Annotated in this window: 16 protein-coding genes; 4 read left to right on the top strand and 12 right to left on the bottom strand. The window is 68.9% G+C overall.

The window, feature by feature from the left end; genetic code table 11:
* Positions 1 to 6: 6 nt before the first annotated feature.
* Positions 7 to 681 (bottom strand): isochorismatase family protein, encoded by a 675-nt coding sequence (locus L540_RS00935; protein ID WP_109842420.1) that lies wholly within the window; start codon positions 679 to 681, stop codon positions 7 to 9.
* 70 nt (positions 682 to 751) lie between these two features.
* Between L540_RS00935 and L540_RS00940 the strand changes: the two genes are divergently transcribed.
* Complete coding sequence (locus L540_RS00940; RefSeq protein WP_053073146.1) at positions 752 to 1,711, top strand: LysR family transcriptional regulator; 960 nt, start codon at positions 752 to 754, stop codon at positions 1,709 to 1,711.
* On the opposite strand, the gene L540_RS00945 is transcribed toward L540_RS00940, so the two are convergent.
* From L540_RS00945 to L540_RS00980, 8 genes are all read right to left on the bottom strand, one after another.
* On the bottom strand, positions 1,708 to 2,985 hold the full coding sequence (locus L540_RS00945; RefSeq protein WP_043209329.1) for a M24 family metallopeptidase: 1,278 nt from the start codon (positions 2,983 to 2,985) through the stop codon (positions 1,708 to 1,710). The two genes, L540_RS00940 and L540_RS00945, sit on opposite strands and share 4 nt — an antisense overlap.
* Positions 2,982 to 3,884, bottom strand: coding sequence for a polysaccharide deacetylase family protein (locus L540_RS00950; protein WP_043209331.1), 903 nt, complete (start codon positions 3,882 to 3,884; stop codon positions 2,982 to 2,984). The genes L540_RS00945 and L540_RS00950 overlap by 4 nt, the downstream gene beginning before the upstream one ends.
* A 12-nt stretch (positions 3,885 to 3,896) precedes the next feature.
* Entirely contained in the window at positions 3,897 to 4,625 is a 729-nt protein-coding gene (locus L540_RS00955) for an SDR family NAD(P)-dependent oxidoreductase (RefSeq protein ID WP_043209333.1), read from the bottom strand.
* 22 nt (positions 4,626 to 4,647) lie between these two features.
* On the bottom strand, positions 4,648 to 5,646 hold the full coding sequence (locus L540_RS00960; RefSeq protein ID WP_053073147.1) for a Bug family tripartite tricarboxylate transporter substrate binding protein: 999 nt from the start codon (positions 5,644 to 5,646) through the stop codon (positions 4,648 to 4,650).
* 158 nt (positions 5,647 to 5,804) lie between these two features.
* Entirely contained in the window at positions 5,805 to 6,260 is a 456-nt protein-coding gene (locus L540_RS00965; protein WP_043209336.1) for a PaaI family thioesterase, read from the bottom strand.
* On the bottom strand, positions 6,257 to 6,856 hold the full coding sequence (locus tag L540_RS00970) for a TetR/AcrR family transcriptional regulator (protein ID WP_043209338.1): 600 nt from the start codon (positions 6,854 to 6,856) through the stop codon (positions 6,257 to 6,259). The genes L540_RS00965 and L540_RS00970 overlap by 4 nt, the downstream gene beginning before the upstream one ends.
* A 33-nt stretch (positions 6,857 to 6,889) precedes the next feature.
* Complete coding sequence (locus tag L540_RS00975) at positions 6,890 to 8,038, bottom strand: thiolase family protein (RefSeq protein WP_043209341.1); 1,149 nt, start codon at positions 8,036 to 8,038, stop codon at positions 6,890 to 6,892.
* A gap of 115 nt (positions 8,039 to 8,153) precedes the next feature.
* Entirely contained in the window at positions 8,154 to 9,092 is a 939-nt protein-coding gene (locus L540_RS00980) for a LysR family transcriptional regulator (RefSeq protein WP_043209344.1), read from the bottom strand.
* Between the two features lie 101 nt (positions 9,093 to 9,193).
* Between L540_RS00980 and L540_RS00985 the strand changes: the two genes are divergently transcribed.
* Both L540_RS00985 and dkgB read left to right on the top strand, forming a co-directional pair.
* Entirely contained in the window at positions 9,194 to 10,396 is a 1,203-nt protein-coding gene (locus L540_RS00985) for an MFS transporter (protein ID WP_043209346.1), read from the top strand.
* A gap of 35 nt (positions 10,397 to 10,431) precedes the next feature.
* Complete coding sequence (gene dkgB / locus L540_RS00990) at positions 10,432 to 11,238, top strand: 2,5-didehydrogluconate reductase DkgB (protein WP_043209348.1); 807 nt, start codon at positions 10,432 to 10,434, stop codon at positions 11,236 to 11,238.
* Between the two features lie 18 nt (positions 11,239 to 11,256).
* On the opposite strand, the gene L540_RS00995 is transcribed toward dkgB, so the two are convergent.
* Positions 11,257 to 12,441, bottom strand: a complete 1,185-nt coding sequence (locus tag L540_RS00995) for an MFS transporter (RefSeq protein WP_043209350.1) — start codon at positions 12,439 to 12,441, stop codon at positions 11,257 to 11,259.
* A gap of 89 nt (positions 12,442 to 12,530) precedes the next feature.
* Here L540_RS00995 and L540_RS01000 point away from each other — a divergent pair, with 89 nt between their 5' ends.
* A complete protein-coding gene (locus L540_RS01000; protein ID WP_043209352.1) occupies positions 12,531 to 13,394 on the top strand; it encodes an AraC family transcriptional regulator in 864 nt (287 codons plus the stop codon).
* Here L540_RS01000 and L540_RS01005 read toward each other — a convergent pair.
* Both L540_RS01005 and L540_RS01010 read right to left on the bottom strand, forming a co-directional pair.
* On the bottom strand, positions 13,369 to 15,468 hold the full coding sequence (locus L540_RS01005; RefSeq protein WP_043209354.1) for an acetate--CoA ligase family protein: 2,100 nt from the start codon (positions 15,466 to 15,468) through the stop codon (positions 13,369 to 13,371). The two genes, L540_RS01000 and L540_RS01005, sit on opposite strands and share 26 nt — an antisense overlap.
* Entirely contained in the window at positions 15,465 to 16,511 is a 1,047-nt protein-coding gene (locus tag L540_RS01010; protein ID WP_043209357.1) for an acyl-CoA dehydrogenase family protein, read from the bottom strand. Before L540_RS01010 ends, L540_RS01005 begins: the two co-directional genes overlap by 4 nt.

The following is a 16,511-nucleotide window of genomic DNA, read 5'->3' on the forward strand; positions in this document are numbered from 1 at the left end:
CCTCGCTCACAGGCGGCGCAGGGCCTGCATCACCGCCTCGGTGGACATGACATCGGCATATTTCTGGTTCATGTCGAACAGGCTGGCCTTGTGCGGCGTACTGCCGCGGTCGTAGACGCATTCGGCCGGCACGACGACATGGAAGTTGTACGAGAAGGCGTCGACCACACTGGCCCGCACACAGCCGCTGGTGGTGCAGCCCGCCACCACCAGCGTGTCCGCGCCCAGGTCCACCAGATGGCTGACCAGCGCCGTGCCGAAGAAGGCACTGGGATGTTTCTTGGGCACCAGGATATCCCTCTCGCGCGGCGCCACCGCCTCGACAAAGTCGTAGCCATGCGCCGGGATGTCCATGATGGCGGGCACCTTGGCGCCGAGCCGACCGGCATCGGTGCTCACCTTGAGCGCGACATGCGGATACAGCACCGGCCAGTCGCGCTCACGAAATAGCGCCAGCAATGGCCGCAGGGCGTCGACCGCCTGCCAGCCGGCCTCGCCGCAGGCCGTGGGATACTCTTTCATCGCCTCGCCAATCGGCTGGCGCAAGGTGCCAACCGTGCGGTACTGCACGTCGATGATCAGCAGCGCGGGCCGCCGGCCCAGCCCCGCCCGCCGGCCAAAGCCGGCCTGTTGATAGATCTCGATTTCCTGCGCGGGAATCACGTCGGACCAGATACTCATTCTCTTCTCCATCGATTTACACTAGCGTGGTTATGGGTAATGCATACAGGCCGGCAGGCCGCCCGACTCCATGAGCCATTTCGATGAGCACGGCAGCGGCCAGGGGAAGTTCACCCTGCTGCGCCGCATCCCTTCCCTGATTACCTTGCGCGCCTTCGAAAGCGTGGCCCGGCATGGCTCCTGCACCCGGGCGGCCGACGAACTGGGCGTATCGACCGCCGCGGTCAGCCAGCAGATCAAGCTGCTGGAAAATCTCCTGGGCTGCGAACTGTTCAAGCGCCATGACCGCAAGTTCATCCTCACCAACGCGGGCGAAGCCTGCCTGCCGGAGCTGCGCAAAAGCTTCGATCACCTGATCAACGCCATCGGCCAGGTCAACGCCCGCAAGTTCCGCCGCCGCTTCAACCTTTCCTCGCCGCCATCGCTGGCCGCGCGCTGGCTCATCCCCCACTTCAACGAACTCGTCGAAGGCCTGGAGGAATGCGACATCTGGGTGTCCACCTCGCTGGTGCCTTTTCATCTCGACGACACCAATATCGACCTGGCCATCATTCACGGCAGCGGCAAGTTCTTCAATCAGCAAAGCACGCTGCTGATGCCCTCGCTGGAGGTGCCGGTCTGCGCGCCCAGCCTCTTGCAACATCATCCGCTGGACCGCCCAGCGGACCTGCGCCACCACTGCCTGGTGCACGAGATGGCCGAGGTCGACGACACGGCCGTACCCTCCTGGAAAAAATGGCTCGAAGACCGCGACATCCGTGACGTCGACCATGAAACCGGGCCGCGCTTCTCCAACCCCAATCTGGTCGTCGAGGCCGCCCTGGCCGGCGCGGGCGTGGCGCTGGCGCGCGGCGCCTTGGTCACCCGCGAGCTGGCCAGCGGCCAACTGCTCAGCCCCTTCGGCCGCCCGGAGCCCGGCCACGCCGGCTATTACCTGGTGCGCAATCCCACCTCCGAGCACCAGGACCTGGCCGATGTGCTCGGCGAGCGGATCAAGCATCTGGTGGCCCGCAGCGGCTTCGCCGGCTAGCCGATCTCCAGCAATTCACGGTCGGTCGGCACCAGTGCGGCGGCGCCCTGGGCGCCGATCCGCACCGAGTCTTCCAGGTGGGCGCCGCCATGCTCCGAGTCGCGGTAGAAGACCTCGAAATTGACCACCGAGTCTGGTTCGAGGACCCAGCCCCGCGAGACATGCCCAGGCTCGGCGTAATCGAAGATGTCCAGCCCGATCGGATGCAGCGTGAGCGTGGTGGCTTCGGGTCGAAAACCATGCTTGCGCATGACCTCCGCGGCCAGGCCGGCGATCTCCGCCGTATGCACGCCCGCCTTCATCGCGGCCTCGCCCACCTCGAGCGCCGTCCGCACCGCCTGGAACATACGGCGCTGCGCCGCCGAAGCCGGGCCGATGATGGCGGTGCGGGCCATGTCGGCGCGGTAAAGACGGTATTCGCAGATCGCGTCCATCACCACCACGTCGCCCGGCGCGAAGCGCTTGCGCTCCACATAGTCGTGATCCAGGACAAAGCTTCCGTCCGGGCCGCTGTTGAACAGCATGCCGCGCTCCCCCAAGGGCTTGGCGCCCTGCGCGGCCAGGGCATTGCGATAGGCCTGGACCATGTCGGCCCAGGGACCATCAGCGCGCACCGCGCCGGCGGCGGCGCCCAGGGCGGCGATGTTGATCCGCGCGGCCCGAGTCAGCAGCGCGATCTCGTTTTCGGTCTTGACCGCCCGGATACGCCGCAGCAGGGGCCGCGCGTCGATGATCCGAGCACGCCCGCCCAAAGCCGCTCTCAAAGTGTCGTGGTAGCGCATGTCGTCGCAGGCCACCACCAGCTCGCGATCGCCGAAATGCTGCTGGACATAACCGACGATGGCGCTGGCTAGATCCTCGCTTCGGTTGCCCGCCGTGCGGGCGATGAGCTCGCGCAAAGGCTGGCGCAAATCGGTCTCCACCCCCTGCCCGGCCGCGATGTCCTTGAGCAGGGTGCCGGCGCTGGACCAGGGCGACCCGTAGACACGCAACTCGGGCAGCCAGGTCGGCTTGGTGGCCTGATAGGCCAAGTCATACTCCTGGATCACCAGGGCGGCATCCACCCCGGCGCTTGCGGGGATCAACGCACAGGCCCAGTCATCGTAAAACTGGCACAGCGTCGAATCGGAATAGTGCCCGGATAGGTAATACAGCGCATCATTTTCCTTGGCGCAGATCAGGTCCACCCCGTCAGCTTTCATGAAGGCGCGCACGCGCGCGAGATCGGCCAAGGCCTGGGCGGGCGCGGCGATGGCGTTGTCCGGTGTGTTCATAGCTTCGATTCCTGCAAAGAAGGGATGAGGTCCAGCGTGGCCGCATGCTCGGCGATGCGTCCGGGCGTGGTGAGCCACACATCGCCAGCGTGGCGGGCGATGTGCGCCAGTACGCGGCGCAGGATGCCGACCCGATGAGGCTGCCCCATCAGAAAGGTATGGATGGAGACCGCGTAGACCTGGGGCGTGTGCGCCGATTCGCGCAACTGCTGGTCAAAAGCCGCGATCAGCATGGCCTCGAAATCACGGTCCGACAGGCCGCGATTGATGAGCGCCGGGATGTCATTCAGTTCCATCGAGGGATAGGGCACGGCCAGGATAGGACCGTTGTCGGTGCGGAAGTACTGAGGCTGGTCGTCGAACCACCAATCCAGCATGTAACGGTAGCCGGTCTCCACCAGCAGCTCGGGCGTCTGCGCGCTTTGCGAAATGAACGGCCCCAGCCAGCCCTGCGGACGCTTGCCTTCTTCCTTGAGCATCCGTTCACGTACGGCGATAAGGACCTCGCGCTCCTGCTCGGGCGTCATGTCCAGCTGTCTTTCCGAGTTGGTCCGACCATGCCCGACGAACTCGTCGCCGCGCGCGCGAAACGGCTCAAGAATCTCGGGGCAGGCGTCATAGACCGACAGATTCACCAGCACGGCCAGCGGACAAGCCTCGAAGGCTTCGACGATGCGGCCGATACCAACGCGATTGCCGTAGTCGCGATAGGCAAACCCCCGGTGATAGGGCGCCGCCGGCATGGTGGTGAAGTCGGGCCCGGGATTGCGGCCGAATTCGAAGGCTTCCACGTTCAGGGCAAAGTAGACCGCCAGGCGGCTGCCATTGGGCCATTCATAGGCCGGCCGGCCATGCATCTGCGAAAACGGGTAGCGCGTGTGCTTGATATCGAAAACCATAGGGTCTCCTGGCTAGTGAATCAGGTAGCCGCCGTCGGCGATCAGGGTCTGGCCGTTGAACGAGCGCGCCTGGCCAGAAATCAGGAAGGCCGCGATACGCGCGATCTCCTCCGGCTCGATCATTCGGCCATCCGGCACCCGCGACATCAGCCGCTCGCGCGCCTGCTGGCTCAGGTTGTCCGTCATATTGGTGCGCAGCACGCCCGGGGCGAGCGCGAAGCTGCGGATGCCGAAAGGCGCCCATTCGCGCGCCGCGTTGCGCGTGAACTGCACCAGGCCGGCCTTGCTCACGCTGTAGATGGCACGATCGGCCTCGCTGGCGAAGGCCAGCTGCGAGGCGATATTGACGATGGTGCCGCCCGCCTGTTTCATCCGCTGGGCGGCGATCATGGCCAGGATGATGGCGCCGGTGAGATTGACCCCGAGCAAGTGGCCGACCTCGTCGATCGCGGTATCGAACAACGGTTTGCGCAGCATATAGCCGGCGTTGTTGATCAAGACGTCGATCTGGTCCAACCCCGAGAGGGCCTGGACCAGGGACGCGGGCTGCGCCTGGTCGCAGGCCGCGAAATCGTGTCCGCCGCCCAGTTCGCCGACCAGCGCGGCCAGCGTGTCGGCTTGCTGATCCAGCAGCATCAGGCGGGCGCCCTGCCCGGCGAACTCGCTGGCGAAGGCGCGGCCGAGCCCGCCGCAAGCGCCGCTGATCACGATGCGCTTGCCGGTAAATTCGTTTTTGTTCACGTTTGTCTCTTGGAGGTCGGCCTTACTCGGCCTTGATATTGGCCCGCTTCACCAGGACGCCCCATTGCTTGTTCTCATCGCGGAGATAGCGGTCCATTTCGCTCGGGCTCAACGGAATCGGCGCATAGCCCAGGTCGACCAGGCGCGCGGCGAAGGCGGCGTTCTTGGTCGCCGCGGTGATTTTGTCGTAGAGGAAATCAATGGCCGGCTGCGGCGTGCCCGGTGGCGCCAGCACGCCGTATAGCGTCTCGGCGTTGACATCGAATCCGAGCTCACGCAACGTGGGCAGATCCGGCAGCAAGGGCACGCGCTCGACCGAACTGACCGCATACATCTTCAGGCGCGAGCGGCTGGCATCGGCCAGACTCGGCGGAATGAAGGCGTAGTCGACCTGGCCCGCCACCACCGCGTTCATGACATCGGCCGACCCCTTGTAGGGAATGGCCTGCAGCGCCGGCACGCCGGCGGCCAACTTGAATTGCTCCATGGCCATCTGGGACATGCTGCCCGGTCCCCAGTGCCCATAGTTCAGTTGCGTATTGCCCGAGCGCAGGTCGGCCAGGACCTCCTGGAAGCTGCCCTTGGCTTTGGCCAGCGGCGACACCAGCACATAACCGCCCCGGCCGACTGGCGCGACCGAGCGGAATTCCTCGGGCTTGAAACGGATCACGTCGGGCTGAACGTGCGGCATCGTCGACACGACGTCCGAGGTGGCAAAGAACAGCGTCAGGCCATCGGGCTTGGCCGCGAAGGAGAGATTGGCCCCGATGACGCCATTGGCGCCCGGGCGGTTTTCCACCACCAGCGGCTGGCCCAGCGTATCGCCTACGGCGGTGGACATCAGGCGCGCGGCCACATCGGTGCCGCCGCCAGGCGGATAAGGCACGATCAGGCGCACCGGCCCCGCCGGCTGCCAGGCGCCGGCGGCCGCAACCAACTGCGCGCCCCCCACGCCGCAAAAAATGCCGCCCAGCGCCAGGACCGTACGCAAAACGCGCGAAGACACATGCAAAGCAACCATGGCTACCCCTTGATTTTGTCGGCGGGCTGGCTGTTGCCGGCCCGGCGTCACCGCGTGAGGGATGACGTTTCAAATCCTAGGGAAGCTTGTATGCAGGGTCAAAACATCAATATTTAACGCCGATTAAGCTGGCCTTGAACAGGGTGGACGGACCGGCCCTAGCCCTTGCGCGCGAACACCAGCAAGGTCGAGGTGGCCGACGCCAGCAGCCGCCCCTGGGCATCGGTCAGGCGCGCTTCGGAATAGCCCACGCGCTGGCCCAGGCTCAGCACCCGGCCTTCGGCGCGGATCAGGCCGGTCTCGCGCGTGATGGCCTTGTGATAGGCCACCTTGAGTTCCAGCGTGGTGTAGGCCTGTTCGGCGCTGAGCTGCGAATGCACCGCGCAGCCGCAGGCCGAGTCCAGCAAGGTGGCGGCATAGCCGCCATGCACGGTGCCGATGGGGTTGTAGGCATGGGCGCCCGGGATGCCGGCAAAGACGGCGCGGCCGGGCTCGACTTCGACGAATTCGAAATCCAGCGACTCCAGGATGCCGGGCTTGCGGCCCGAGGCCATCAAGGCGCGCAGCTGCGCCAGGCCGTCCAGGCCGGAACCGATTTCTTCTACCAGACTCATGTTTGCATCTCCCCGGGCAGGCCCAGGCGTTGTTTGAGAAATTGCCGCGCGCGCGCCAGCGATTGCGCGGCGCGCGCCTCATCGGGTTCGGCGCGGGCCAGCGTCAGCTGCCCCACCAGCTCAGCCAGGAGGGCGCGCGCCTGGTCGGCCGGATCGTCGCGGCCCAGGCCGGCCAGCGCTTCGGCCAGGGCGGCCTCAAGCGCCCGCGAGCCGGCATGGAAGGCGTCGCGGGCCGGCGGCGCCAGCCGCGGCGGCTCGCCGGCCAGGGCGGCCAGCGGGCAGCCGCGGCCGGGCGCGGCGCGATGCTCGGGCGAAAGATAGCGGTCGATATAGTGCGCCAGCGCGGCGCCGGGCTCGCGCCCCTGCCGGCTGCGCGCCCACCACTGCAGGCTTTCCTCGAACATGCGCGCAATGGCGGCCGCGACCAGGGCGTCCTTGTTGGCGAAGTGGGCATAGAAGCCGCCGTGGGTCAGGCCGGCGGCGCTCATCACCGCCGCCACGCCCACCTGCGCCGGACCGGCATCGCGCATGGCGCGCGCCGCCTCGGCGACGATGCGCTCGCGGGTTTTCTGTTTGTGCTCGCTGTCGTAACGCATGCTGTCCTCGTTCCAAGCCGCCACGATACGCCACTACACCGCCTCGAGCACGGTGGCGATGCCCTGGCCGCCGCCGATGCACTGCGTGGCCAGCGCATAACGGCAGCCCTCGCGGCGCAGGAGCTGGGCGGCCTTGCCCGTGATGCGCGCGCCGGTGGCGCCCAACGGATGGCCGAGCGCGATGGCGCCGCCGTCCAGGTTGACGCGCTCCGGATCCAGGCCCAGTTCGCGCATGCAGGCCAGGGCTTGCGAGGCGAACGCTTCATTGAGTTCCACCACGCCGATGTCCTCGATGGCCAGCCCCGCGCGTGCCAGGGCGAGGCGGCTGGCCGGCACCGGCCCCATGCCCATGAATTCCGGCGCGCAGCCGGCCACGGCCGTGGCTTTCACCCGCGCCAGGATGTCCAGGCCATGCCGGCGCGCGAAGGCCTCCGAGGTCAGGAGCACGCCGGCCGCGCCATCGGTCAGCGGCGAGGCGGTGCCGGCCGTCACCGTGCCGTCAAAAGCCGGGCGCAGCGCCGCCAGGCCCGGCAGACTGGTCTGCGGCCGCAGGCACTGGTCGGCCACCACATGCTGCCCGTCGGGTGTGGCGACCGGCGCCAGCTCGCCGGCCAGGCGGCCCTGCGCCTGGGCGCGCGCGGCCTTCATCTGCGAGTCGAAGGCAAAGCGCTCCTGGTCGGCGCGCGAGACGCCATGGCGCGCCGCGACGTTTTCGGCCGTGCGCCCCATCGGGATATAGGCCTCGATGCCGATGGGCGCATCGGGATGGTCGGGCGAGACGAAACGCGGATTGGGCGAAAAATTCAGGCCGCCCTGCGGCACCATGCTCATGCTCTCCACGCCGGCGGCGATGAAGGCCTCGCCCGCGCCCATGGCGATCTGGCCGGCCGCCATATGCACGGCCGACATGGACGAGCCGCAGAAGCGGTTCATGGTCATGCCTGGCACGCTGACCGGAAACCCCGCCAGCAAGGCGGCGATGCGCGCGATGTTGTTGCCCTGCTCGGCCTCCGGATAGGCGCAACCCATGAACACATCGTCGATCAGCGCCGGATCCAGGCCGCGCGTCAAGGAGCGCAGCACCACGGCGGCCAGGTCATCCGGGCGGGTCTGCGCCAGCACGCCCTTGCGGGCGAAAGCGAAAGGGGTGCGGGCAAAGCCCGCGATAACAGCGGTGGACATCTCGACTCCTCGCCATGGCGGCTTGATATGACGATCATCATATTAATATGATGATCGTCATATCAACAAGCGCCACCGCGGCGCCGCCGAGGGCGCCGCGCCCGTTTCGCCTGGTTTACCGCCGCGTCGAAGGCCCGCCCTGGCCGCCGGCGGCCGGCGCGGCGGTCTCGCGCACCGCCTCGGCCAGATAATCGACAAAGGACGCGATGCGCGCCGAGATCGCCGTATTGCGGTAGTAGACCGCGTTGACCGGCTGGCGCTCGTCGATGGTGTGGCGCGCCAGGATCTGCTTGAGACGGCCGCTGGCGCGGTCCTCGCCCGTCATGAAGTCGGACAGGCAGACGATGCCCATGTCTTGCAAGGCCAGCTGGCGCAGGGTTTCGCCATTGGAGGCCCAGATCGTGGGCGTGATGTAGCGGCGCTCGCCCGCTTCGTCGCGCAAGGGCCAATAATTGAGCGACTCGGGCTGGTTAAAACCCAGCAGGCTGTGGCCGCTCGACAGCTCCGAAGGATGGCGCGGGGTGCCGTGGCGGGCCAGATAGGCGGGGCTGGCCAGGATGCGCAGCCGGCTGCTGCCGATGGACCGGCTGTGCAGCGTGGAGTCCTTCAGGTGGCCGATGCGGATGGCCACGTCGGTGCGCCGCTCCAGCAGATCGATGAAGCGTTCGCTGCTGTTGAGTTCCAGCTCGACCTGGGGATAGCGTTCGCGATAGCCCTGGATCAGCGGCACGATGACATGCAGCATAAAGGGCGTGGCGGCGTCGACCCGCAGCCGTCCCGAGGGCTGGCCGCGCCGCACCGCCATGGCCTCTTCGGCGCCCTCGACCGCCTCGACGATGGCGCGCGCCTGGACCAGGAAGGCCCGCCCTTCTTCGGTGAGTTCGATGCGGCGCGTGGTCCGGCGCATGAGCGTGGTCTGCAGTTTTTCTTCCAGGCGGCCCAGGGCGCGGCTGGCGGCCGAGACGGTCTGGCCCAATTGCTGGGCCGCCGCCGTGAGCGACCCGCTGTCGACCACGGCCAGAAAAGCCTGGAGTTCTTCGAGCGTAATCTTCATTTTTGATTTTTTATCAAAAGTATTTCGCTTATAAACGGGTTTTTCTGCAAAAGTAAAGGGCGCAGACTTCCGCCATCGTCTTTCATCCAGGAAGTTTGTCCATGAACCCCTCCTCCACCGCCGAGCCCTCCGGCGCCAAGGCCACCCTGCCCCTGCTGGCCCTGGCGGTCGGCGCCTTTGGCATCGGCACCACGGAATTCGGCCCCATGGGGCTGCTGCCGGTCATCGCCGACGGCGTCGGCGTCTCCATCCCCACGGCCGGCATGCTGGTCAGCGCCTACGCCATCGGCGTGATGGTGGGCGCACCCCTCATGACCCTGGCGCTGGCGCGCTGGTCGCGCCGCAAGGCCCTCATCGTGCTGATGGGCATTTTCACGCTGGGCAATCTGCTCTCGGCCATGGCGCCCGGCTACACCACGCTGCTGCTGGCCCGCCTGGTCACCAGCCTGAACCACGGCGCCTTCTTCGGCCTGGGCTCGCTGGTGGCGGCCAGCCTGGTGCCGCGCCACCGGCAGGCCAGCGCCGTGGCGGCCATGTTCATGGGCCTGACCATCGCCAACATCGGCGGAGTGCCCGCGGCCACCTGGCTGGGTCAGGCGCTGGGCTGGCGGCTGTCCTTCGCGGCCACGGCCGGCCTGGGCCTGATCGCCATGCTGGGTCTGCGCTTCGCGCTGCCGGCCGGACAGGCCGGCAGCCGCCCCAATGTCCGCGCCGAACTGTCGGTGCTGACCCGCCCGGCCGTGCTGGCCGCCCTGGCGACCACCGTGCTGGGCGCGGGCGCCATGTTCACGCTCTACACCTATATCTCGCCCACCCTGTCGGCGCTGACCGGCGCTTCGCCCGCCTTCATCACTGGCATGCTGGTCCTGATCGGCGTGGGCTTCTCGCTGGGCAATATCGCCGGCGGCCGGCTGGCCGACCGCTCCCTGGACGGCAGCCTGATCGGCTTTCTGACGCTATTGATCGCGGTGATGCTGGCCTTCCCCTGGCTGGCGGCCACGCATGCCGGCGCGGCCATCGCCTTGCTCATCTGGGGCATCGCCACCTTCGCCGTGGTGCCGCCGCTGCAAATGCGCGTGATGCGCGCCGCCGCCGACGCCCCCGGCCTGGCCTCCTCGGTCAATGTGGGCGCCTTCAATCTGGGCAATGCGCTGGGCGCGGCGGCCGGCGGCGGCGCCATCTCGGCCGGCCTGGGCTATGCGGCCGTGCCGATCGCCGGCGCGCTGATCGCCGCGGCCGGCCTGCTGCTGGTGCTGTCGCAGCTGCGGCGTTCGCGCCGCGCCCTGGGCGCCCAGACCTGCTGATGCTTTTTTCAATCTCTTACGCGACACCTCTCATCATGAGCATTGTTCCTTCCTTCGGCCTGGGCACCTTCCGCCTGCAAGGCCAGACCGTCATCGACGCCGTGCGCACTGGCCTGGAGCTGGGCTATCGCGCCATCGACACCGCGCAGATCTACGGAAACGAGGCCGAAATCGGCCAGGCCATCGCCGAATCCGGCGTGGACCGCGACGATCTCTTTCTCACCACCAAGATCTGGGTCGACAACTACGCCCACGACAAGCTGATCCCCAGCCTGCGCGACAGCCTGTCCCGGCTGCGCACCGACCGCGTGGACCTGACGCTGATCCATTGGCCCGCTCCGGGCAAGGGCGTGCCGCTGGCGGCCTATATGAGCGCCCTGGCCGAGGCCCGCGAACAGGGCCTGACGCGCCATATCGGCATCTCCAACTTCAATATCGCCCTGACCGGCGAAGCCATCGCCGCCGTCGGCCGCGAGGCCATCGCCACCAACCAGGTCGAGCTCAGCCCCTATCTGCAAAACCACAAGCTCGCGGCCTATCTGCGGGCCCAGGGCATCGGCCTGACCTCCTACATGACCCTGGCCTATGGCAAGGTGCTCAAGGACCCGGTCATCGGCGCCATCGCGCAAGCCCGCCAGGCCACGCCGGCCCAGGTGGCCCTGGCCTGGGCCCTGCGGCAGGGCTATAGCGTCATCCCCTCGTCCACCAAGCGCGAAAACCTCGCCAGCAATCTGCTGGCCCGCCAATTGCGCCTGGACGACGAGGACATGGCGCGCATCGCCACGCTGGAGCGCAATGGGCGCGAAGTCGATCCCGAAGGGCTGGCGCCCGAATGGGACTGAGGCCAGAGCCGAGGCGGCTCATCGTTGCGCGGCGATAGCGGGCGGCGTGCCCAGCAGCCGCGCGCGGCCGGCCAGCGCGCCAAAGCCCGCCATGGCCAGGCAGAGCGCCACGCCGATGGCCAGCGGCCGGTCCCAGCCCTGCGACCAGGCATAGGCCTTGCCCGCCAGCCAAGGGCCGCTGGCGGCCAGCAGATAGCCCAGGCACTGGGCCATGCCGGACAGCGCGGCCGCGGTGCGCGGATCGGCCGCGCGCAGGCCCATGAACATCAAGGCCAGGATGAGCCCGGCGCCCGAACCCGCGCCCAGGCAGCAGGCCCACAGCGGCGCGAGCGCGGGCCAGCGCGCCAGGCCCAGCAAGGCCAGCCCCATCAGCAGCCCGCTGCCGGCCGCCAAGGCCTTCTGGTCCTTGAAGCGGGCGACCAGCGGCGCGAGCACCAGCCCGGGCAAAGCGCAGGCCAGCTGCATCAGGCCATGCACGGAACCGGCCGCCTGCGGCGAAAAACCGGCCTCGGCCAGGATGGCCGGCAGCCAGGCCACCGTGGCGTAGTAGAGCGTGGAATTCAAACCCATGAAAAGCGTGAGCTGCCAGGCCAAGGGGCTGCGCCAGACGGGCGCGCCCGGCCCGGCGGCGGCCCGCGGCGGGATGGCGGGCGCGGCCAGCTGCGCCCACCAGGCCAGCATGGCCGCCAGCGGCAGGAGCAGCAGCACGCCCAGGGCCGGCGGCCAGCCCCAGCGCCCGGCCAGCGGGACGGCGCTGGCCGAGGCCAGCGCCGCCGCGCCGCCCATGGCCAAGGCGCAGGCCGACGTCACGGCCGCGACCTTGGCCGGAAAGTCGCGCTTGATGAGGCTGGGCAGCAGCACATTGCCCAGGGCGATGCCCACGCCGGCCAGCAGCGTGCCCGCATAGAGCGCGAGCATGGGGCCCGCCGAGCGCAGCAGGATCCCGGCCGCGATCACGGCCAGCGCCGCCAGCACCGTGCGCTCCAGGCCGTGGGCGCGCGCGATGGCGCCGGCAAAGGGCGAGACCGCCCCGAAAGCCAGCAGGGGCAAGGTGGTCAACAGCCCGGCTTGCGCCGCGGACAGCTTGAATTCGCCTTGCAGCAGCGACAGCACGGGCGCCACGGCCGTGACCGGCGCGCGCAGATTGGCTGCCACCAGCAGCAGCCCGGCCAGCAGCCACAGGCTGCGTGATCGATTCGACATAACACGCTCACAAAAAACCACAGCCTAGCGCGGCCCGGGCGATTCTGGATTAAGCTATAACGACAATAAATCGCTGAATCCTGCCAACCATGCTTCTGTTCCCGGTGCGCACGGCCGGCCTGGCCCACCCCCTGCGCGATGTCGATATGGACACCGTGCGCGGCCCTGCCGTTGGCATGCGGGTCGAGGTCTCCGACATCAAGCGCGAGATGCCGGTGCACCGGCACCGCCAGGGCCAGCTGGTGCTGGCCCTGAACGGCGCGGTCATCTGCGAAGTGGCCGATGCCCTGTGGATGGTGCCGCCGCATTGCGCCGTCTGGGTGCCGGGCATGCTGCCGCACAGCATCCGCGCCACGGCCAATGCGCGCCTGGCCTATCTCTTCGTACAGCCCGGCGCGGCGGTCCTGCCCGCCCACTGCTGCACCCTGGGCATCACGCCGCTGGTGCGCGAGCTCATCCTCGACATGGCCGCCCAGCCTGCCGACTATCCCCCCGACAGCCCCAGCCACCGCAAGGCCGCCGTCCTGCTGGAAGAACTGGCGCGCATGCCCCTGGCCACCCTGCACCTGCCGGTCTCTCAAGAACCGCGCGTGCGCAGGATCGCCAAGCGCCTGGCCGAGCATCCCGCCGACCGGCGCACGCTGGCCGAATGGGCGGCCTGGGTCGCCATGAGCGAACGCTCCCTGGCCCGCCTCATCCAGGCCGAAACCGGCTTGAGCTTCGGCCGCTGGCGCCAGCAGATCCATCTCATCGAAGCGCTGCGCCTGCTGGCCGCCGGCCGCAACGTGCAGCAGGTCGCCGGCGCCCTGGGCTATGACTCGGTCACGGCCTTCATCACCATGTTCAAGAAAGCCCTGGGCAAGCCGCCGGCGCGCTATTTCGCCGAGATGGGCCAGCCGGCGGCGCCGGCGCCCGGGCGCGGCGTGCTCAAGCCGCCGCCTCGTTCAGCGTGATGAGCGCATCCAGGCAGACCGCCCCGTCGGGCCGTATCACGAAGGGATTGACGTCGATGCCCTGCAGGGCCGCGCGCCAATCCACGGCCAGATAGGACAGCCCGATCAAGGCCTGGCGCAAGACCGCGGTATCCAGCGCCGGCTGGCCGCGCCACCCCTTGAGCAGGCGCGAGGCGCGCACCGAGTCGATGAGCGCCTCGGCGCCGGCGTCATCGAGCGGCGCGCTGGCGAAAGCCACGTCCTGGAAAAGCTCGACCGCCACGCCCCCCAGGCCGAACATCACCATGGGGCCGAACAGCGGATCGATATGCACCCCCAGGATGGTCTCCGTGCCCGGCCGGCTCATGGGCGCGACCAGCACGCCGCTGATCCGCGCCTCGGGCGCATGCCGCCGGGCCCGCGCCAGCAGGGTCTCATGGGCATGCTCGACGGCCGGCGCATCGGCCAGGTTGAGCATCACGCCGCCGATCTCGGTCTTGTGCGCAATATCGGGCGAAACAATCTTGGCCGCCACCGGGAAACCCATCTCGCGGGCCGCGGCCGCCGCCTCGGCGGGCGTGGCGCAGAGGCGCTCGGGCAGGATGGGCAGGCCGTAATGGGCCAGCGCCTGCTTGGCCTGCAGCTCATCGAAGCGGGCCTGCGGCAGGGGCAGCGCGGGCGGCCGCGCCGAGGGTGTCCGGCCGCGCGGCGCGCGCCAGCGCCCGGCCAGGGCGCATAGCGCGCCCACGGCCGCCATGGCCCGTCCGGGGTCGGCGAAGATGGCCAGCCCCGCGGCCTCCACCTGCTCGCGCACCGGCGCGCTATGCGGACCCACCAGCACGATCAGGCGGTCGGGATGCTCGCGCCGCAAGGCCGCCAGCGAGGCCAGAATAGGCCCGAACCGGCGCTCGTCGCAGGGGATCTGCGCCAGATACAGACAAAGCGTGGACCAGGCCGTGCCGCGCAACAGCAGGCCGGCCAAGCCGGCGATGCCGTCCTTGACCGCGCCGATCTGGGCCGTGGTATCGAGCGGATTGTCGCCGATGGCAAAGGGCACCTGGGCGCGCAGGCTCGCCGCCAGCGGCCCCGGTATCGGCGGGATCTCGACGCCATGGCGCTCGGCGTCGTCGGCCATCAGCACGCCTATCCCGCCGGAGACCGTAAGCACGCCGGCCTGCGCGTTGGCGGGCATGGAGAACTGCGTGCACAGATACGCGATATCAAGCATCTGCTCTATGGTCGCCGCTCGCCAGGCGCCGCACTCGCGCACCACGGTGTCGAACACCCGGTCGTCGCCGGCGATAGCGCCGGTGTGCGTGGCCGCGGCCAGCTGGCCGCGCGAGGAGGCGCCGACCTTCATGAGAATGACGGGCTTGCCGGCGGCCGCGGCCTTGCGCAAGGCGCCGCGCAGGACATCGCCATCGCGGCAGCCTTCGATGGCCGCGCAGATCACGCGGGTCTGCTCATCCTCGGCCAGAAAGTCGATGGCCTGGGCCACGTCCACATCGGCCTCGTTTCCGGTGGCGACGATGCGCGCGATGCCCAGGCCGCGCTGGATGGCCTGCGCATAGGCGCAGGAGCCAAAGGCGCCGCTCTGCGTGGCGAAGCTGATGCCGCCGGGCTGGGGCGACAAGGCTTCCAGCGCGGTCGAGAAGGTGGCGTGGAAATGATTGCGCACGCTCACGATACCCAGGCAATTGGGGCCCAGCAGGCGCACGCCATGCTCGCGCGCCAGGGCCAGCAAGGCGGCCTGCCGCTCGCGGCCGGCCTCATCCTCTTCGGCAAAGCCGGAGCTCAGCACCTGCACATGGCGCACGCCTTTGGCGATGCAGTCGCGCAAGGCCGCGACCGCCGCCGCCGCGGGCACGATGATGAGGGCATGGTCCACCGGACCGGGCACATCGGCCAGCGCCGCATAGGCTGTCAGCCCCTGCACCTCGCCCACCTTGGGATTGATGGGATAGATGCGGCCGGCGTAGCCGGCCTCGCGCAGAAAGCGGATGGGGCGTCCCCCCAGCTTGTCGGGATCCGTCGAGGCGCCGATGATGGCCACCGACGCCGGATCGAAGAAAGGCCACAGAGGATGGCGGCTCATGCAGGACTCCCGGTCAAAAGCGCATGCAGGCTGCGCCGATGGCGCAGCGGGTCGGTATGGAGCAGGCTGTTGGCGATCAGGCGCGTGGCCAGGCGGGCGGCCGGCATCTCGCGCGTCATGCCCATGCCGCCGTGCAGCTGGATCACCGTCTCCGCAAAGGGCAGCGCCTGCTCGCCCACGCACAGGCCCAGCAGATCGAAGGCCGCGTTGTCGCCCGGCGCGGCGTCGAGCGAGCGCAGCGTGGCCTGCAGAAGGCCGGCCGCCGTTTCATAGCGGATGTACAGGCGGGCCACTTCATGGCGCAGCGCCTGGAAGCCGGCCAGCGCCTGGCCGAATTGTTCGCGCTGCGCCAGATAGGCGATGGTCTGAGCCAGGGCCGCGCCCATGGCGGCAACCGTATCGGCCGCGCTTGCCGCCACCTCCACACGCCAGCCGGCCTCCTTGGCGGCGGCCGCCGGCGCGCCAAGCGCGAGCACGCCATCGACGGCAAAGCGTCTCAGTTGGCAGACCTGCAGCGGCCGCTCGTCCATGGAGCGGCAGGGCCGCGCGCAATCGCGCAGACGCTGCGCCGCCGCCCAGGCCAGCAAAGGCCCCTGGGCGGTGCGCGCGGCGAGCAGCACATGGCTGCAATCCTCATCCAGCGACATGGCCGCCGTGCTGCCCGACAGCAGCCAGTCCTGGCCGTCGGGCTCGCCATGCAAGGCATCGTGGTCCAGGCGGCTGCCCAGTTCGATCACGGCCGCGCCGCTGGCCAGGTCCCGCAAGAGCCGGTCCGCCTCGCCAGCCAGTCTGCCCAACAGGGCCGGCGCCACGCCGCAGCGGCTGATGACAGGCAAATTGACGCCCTGTCCCGCCAGGCCCTCGACGATCGCGGCCAGGTCGGCGAACCCGCCGCCGGCGCCGCCCTGTTCTTCGGCCACCAGCACGGCATTCCAGCCGAGCTCGCGGATGCGCGCCACGGGCGGACGGGCCTCGCTCTGGGCCAGGCGCGAAGCGCTTTCCGACAGCAGGCCGGGAAACAGCAATTTGGGTTGGAAAGACAT

Origin of the sequence: Bordetella pseudohinzii, from assembly GCF_000657795.2 — a bacterium.
Lineage (GTDB): Bacteria > Pseudomonadota > Gammaproteobacteria > Burkholderiales > Burkholderiaceae_B > Bordetella > Bordetella pseudohinzii.

What these genes read in the sequence shown, in the direction of transcription:
- L540_RS00940 (WP_053073146.1), top strand. Translation starts at nt 752, where the DNA reads ATGAGCCATTTCGATGAGCACGGCAGCGGCCAGGGGAAGTTCACCCTG.
- L540_RS01005 (WP_043209354.1), bottom strand. Translation starts at nt 15,468, where the DNA reads ATGAGCCGCCATCCTCTGTGGCCTTTCTTCGATCCGGCGTCGGTGGCC.
- L540_RS00935 (WP_109842420.1), bottom strand. Translation starts at nt 681, where the DNA reads ATGAGTATCTGGTCCGACGTGATTCCCGCGCAGGAAATCGAGATCTAT.
- L540_RS00960 (WP_053073147.1), bottom strand. Translation starts at nt 5,646, where the DNA reads ATGGTTGCTTTGCATGTGTCTTCGCGCGTTTTGCGTACGGTCCTGGCG.
- L540_RS00995 (WP_043209350.1), bottom strand. Translation starts at nt 12,441, where the DNA reads ATGTCGAATCGATCACGCAGCCTGTGGCTGCTGGCCGGGCTGCTGCTG.
- dkgB (WP_043209348.1), top strand. Translation starts at nt 10,432, where the DNA reads ATGAGCATTGTTCCTTCCTTCGGCCTGGGCACCTTCCGCCTGCAAGGC.
- L540_RS00980 (WP_043209344.1), bottom strand. Translation starts at nt 9,092, where the DNA reads ATGAAGATTACGCTCGAAGAACTCCAGGCTTTTCTGGCCGTGGTCGAC.
- L540_RS01000 (WP_043209352.1), top strand. Translation starts at nt 12,531, where the DNA reads ATGCTTCTGTTCCCGGTGCGCACGGCCGGCCTGGCCCACCCCCTGCGC.
- L540_RS01010 (WP_043209357.1), bottom strand. Translation starts at nt 16,511, where the DNA reads ATGTCTTTCCAACCCAAATTGCTGTTTCCCGGCCTGCTGTCGGAAAGC.
- L540_RS00970 (WP_043209338.1), bottom strand. Translation starts at nt 6,856, where the DNA reads ATGCGTTACGACAGCGAGCACAAACAGAAAACCCGCGAGCGCATCGTC.
- L540_RS00975 (WP_043209341.1), bottom strand. Translation starts at nt 8,038, where the DNA reads ATGTCCACCGCTGTTATCGCGGGCTTTGCCCGCACCCCTTTCGCTTTC.
- L540_RS00950 (WP_043209331.1), bottom strand. Translation starts at nt 3,884, where the DNA reads ATGGTTTTCGATATCAAGCACACGCGCTACCCGTTTTCGCAGATGCAT.
- L540_RS00985 (WP_043209346.1), top strand. Translation starts at nt 9,194, where the DNA reads ATGAACCCCTCCTCCACCGCCGAGCCCTCCGGCGCCAAGGCCACCCTG.
- L540_RS00965 (WP_043209336.1), bottom strand. Translation starts at nt 6,260, where the DNA reads ATGAGTCTGGTAGAAGAAATCGGTTCCGGCCTGGACGGCCTGGCGCAG.
- L540_RS00945 (WP_043209329.1), bottom strand. Translation starts at nt 2,985, where the DNA reads ATGAACACACCGGACAACGCCATCGCCGCGCCCGCCCAGGCCTTGGCC.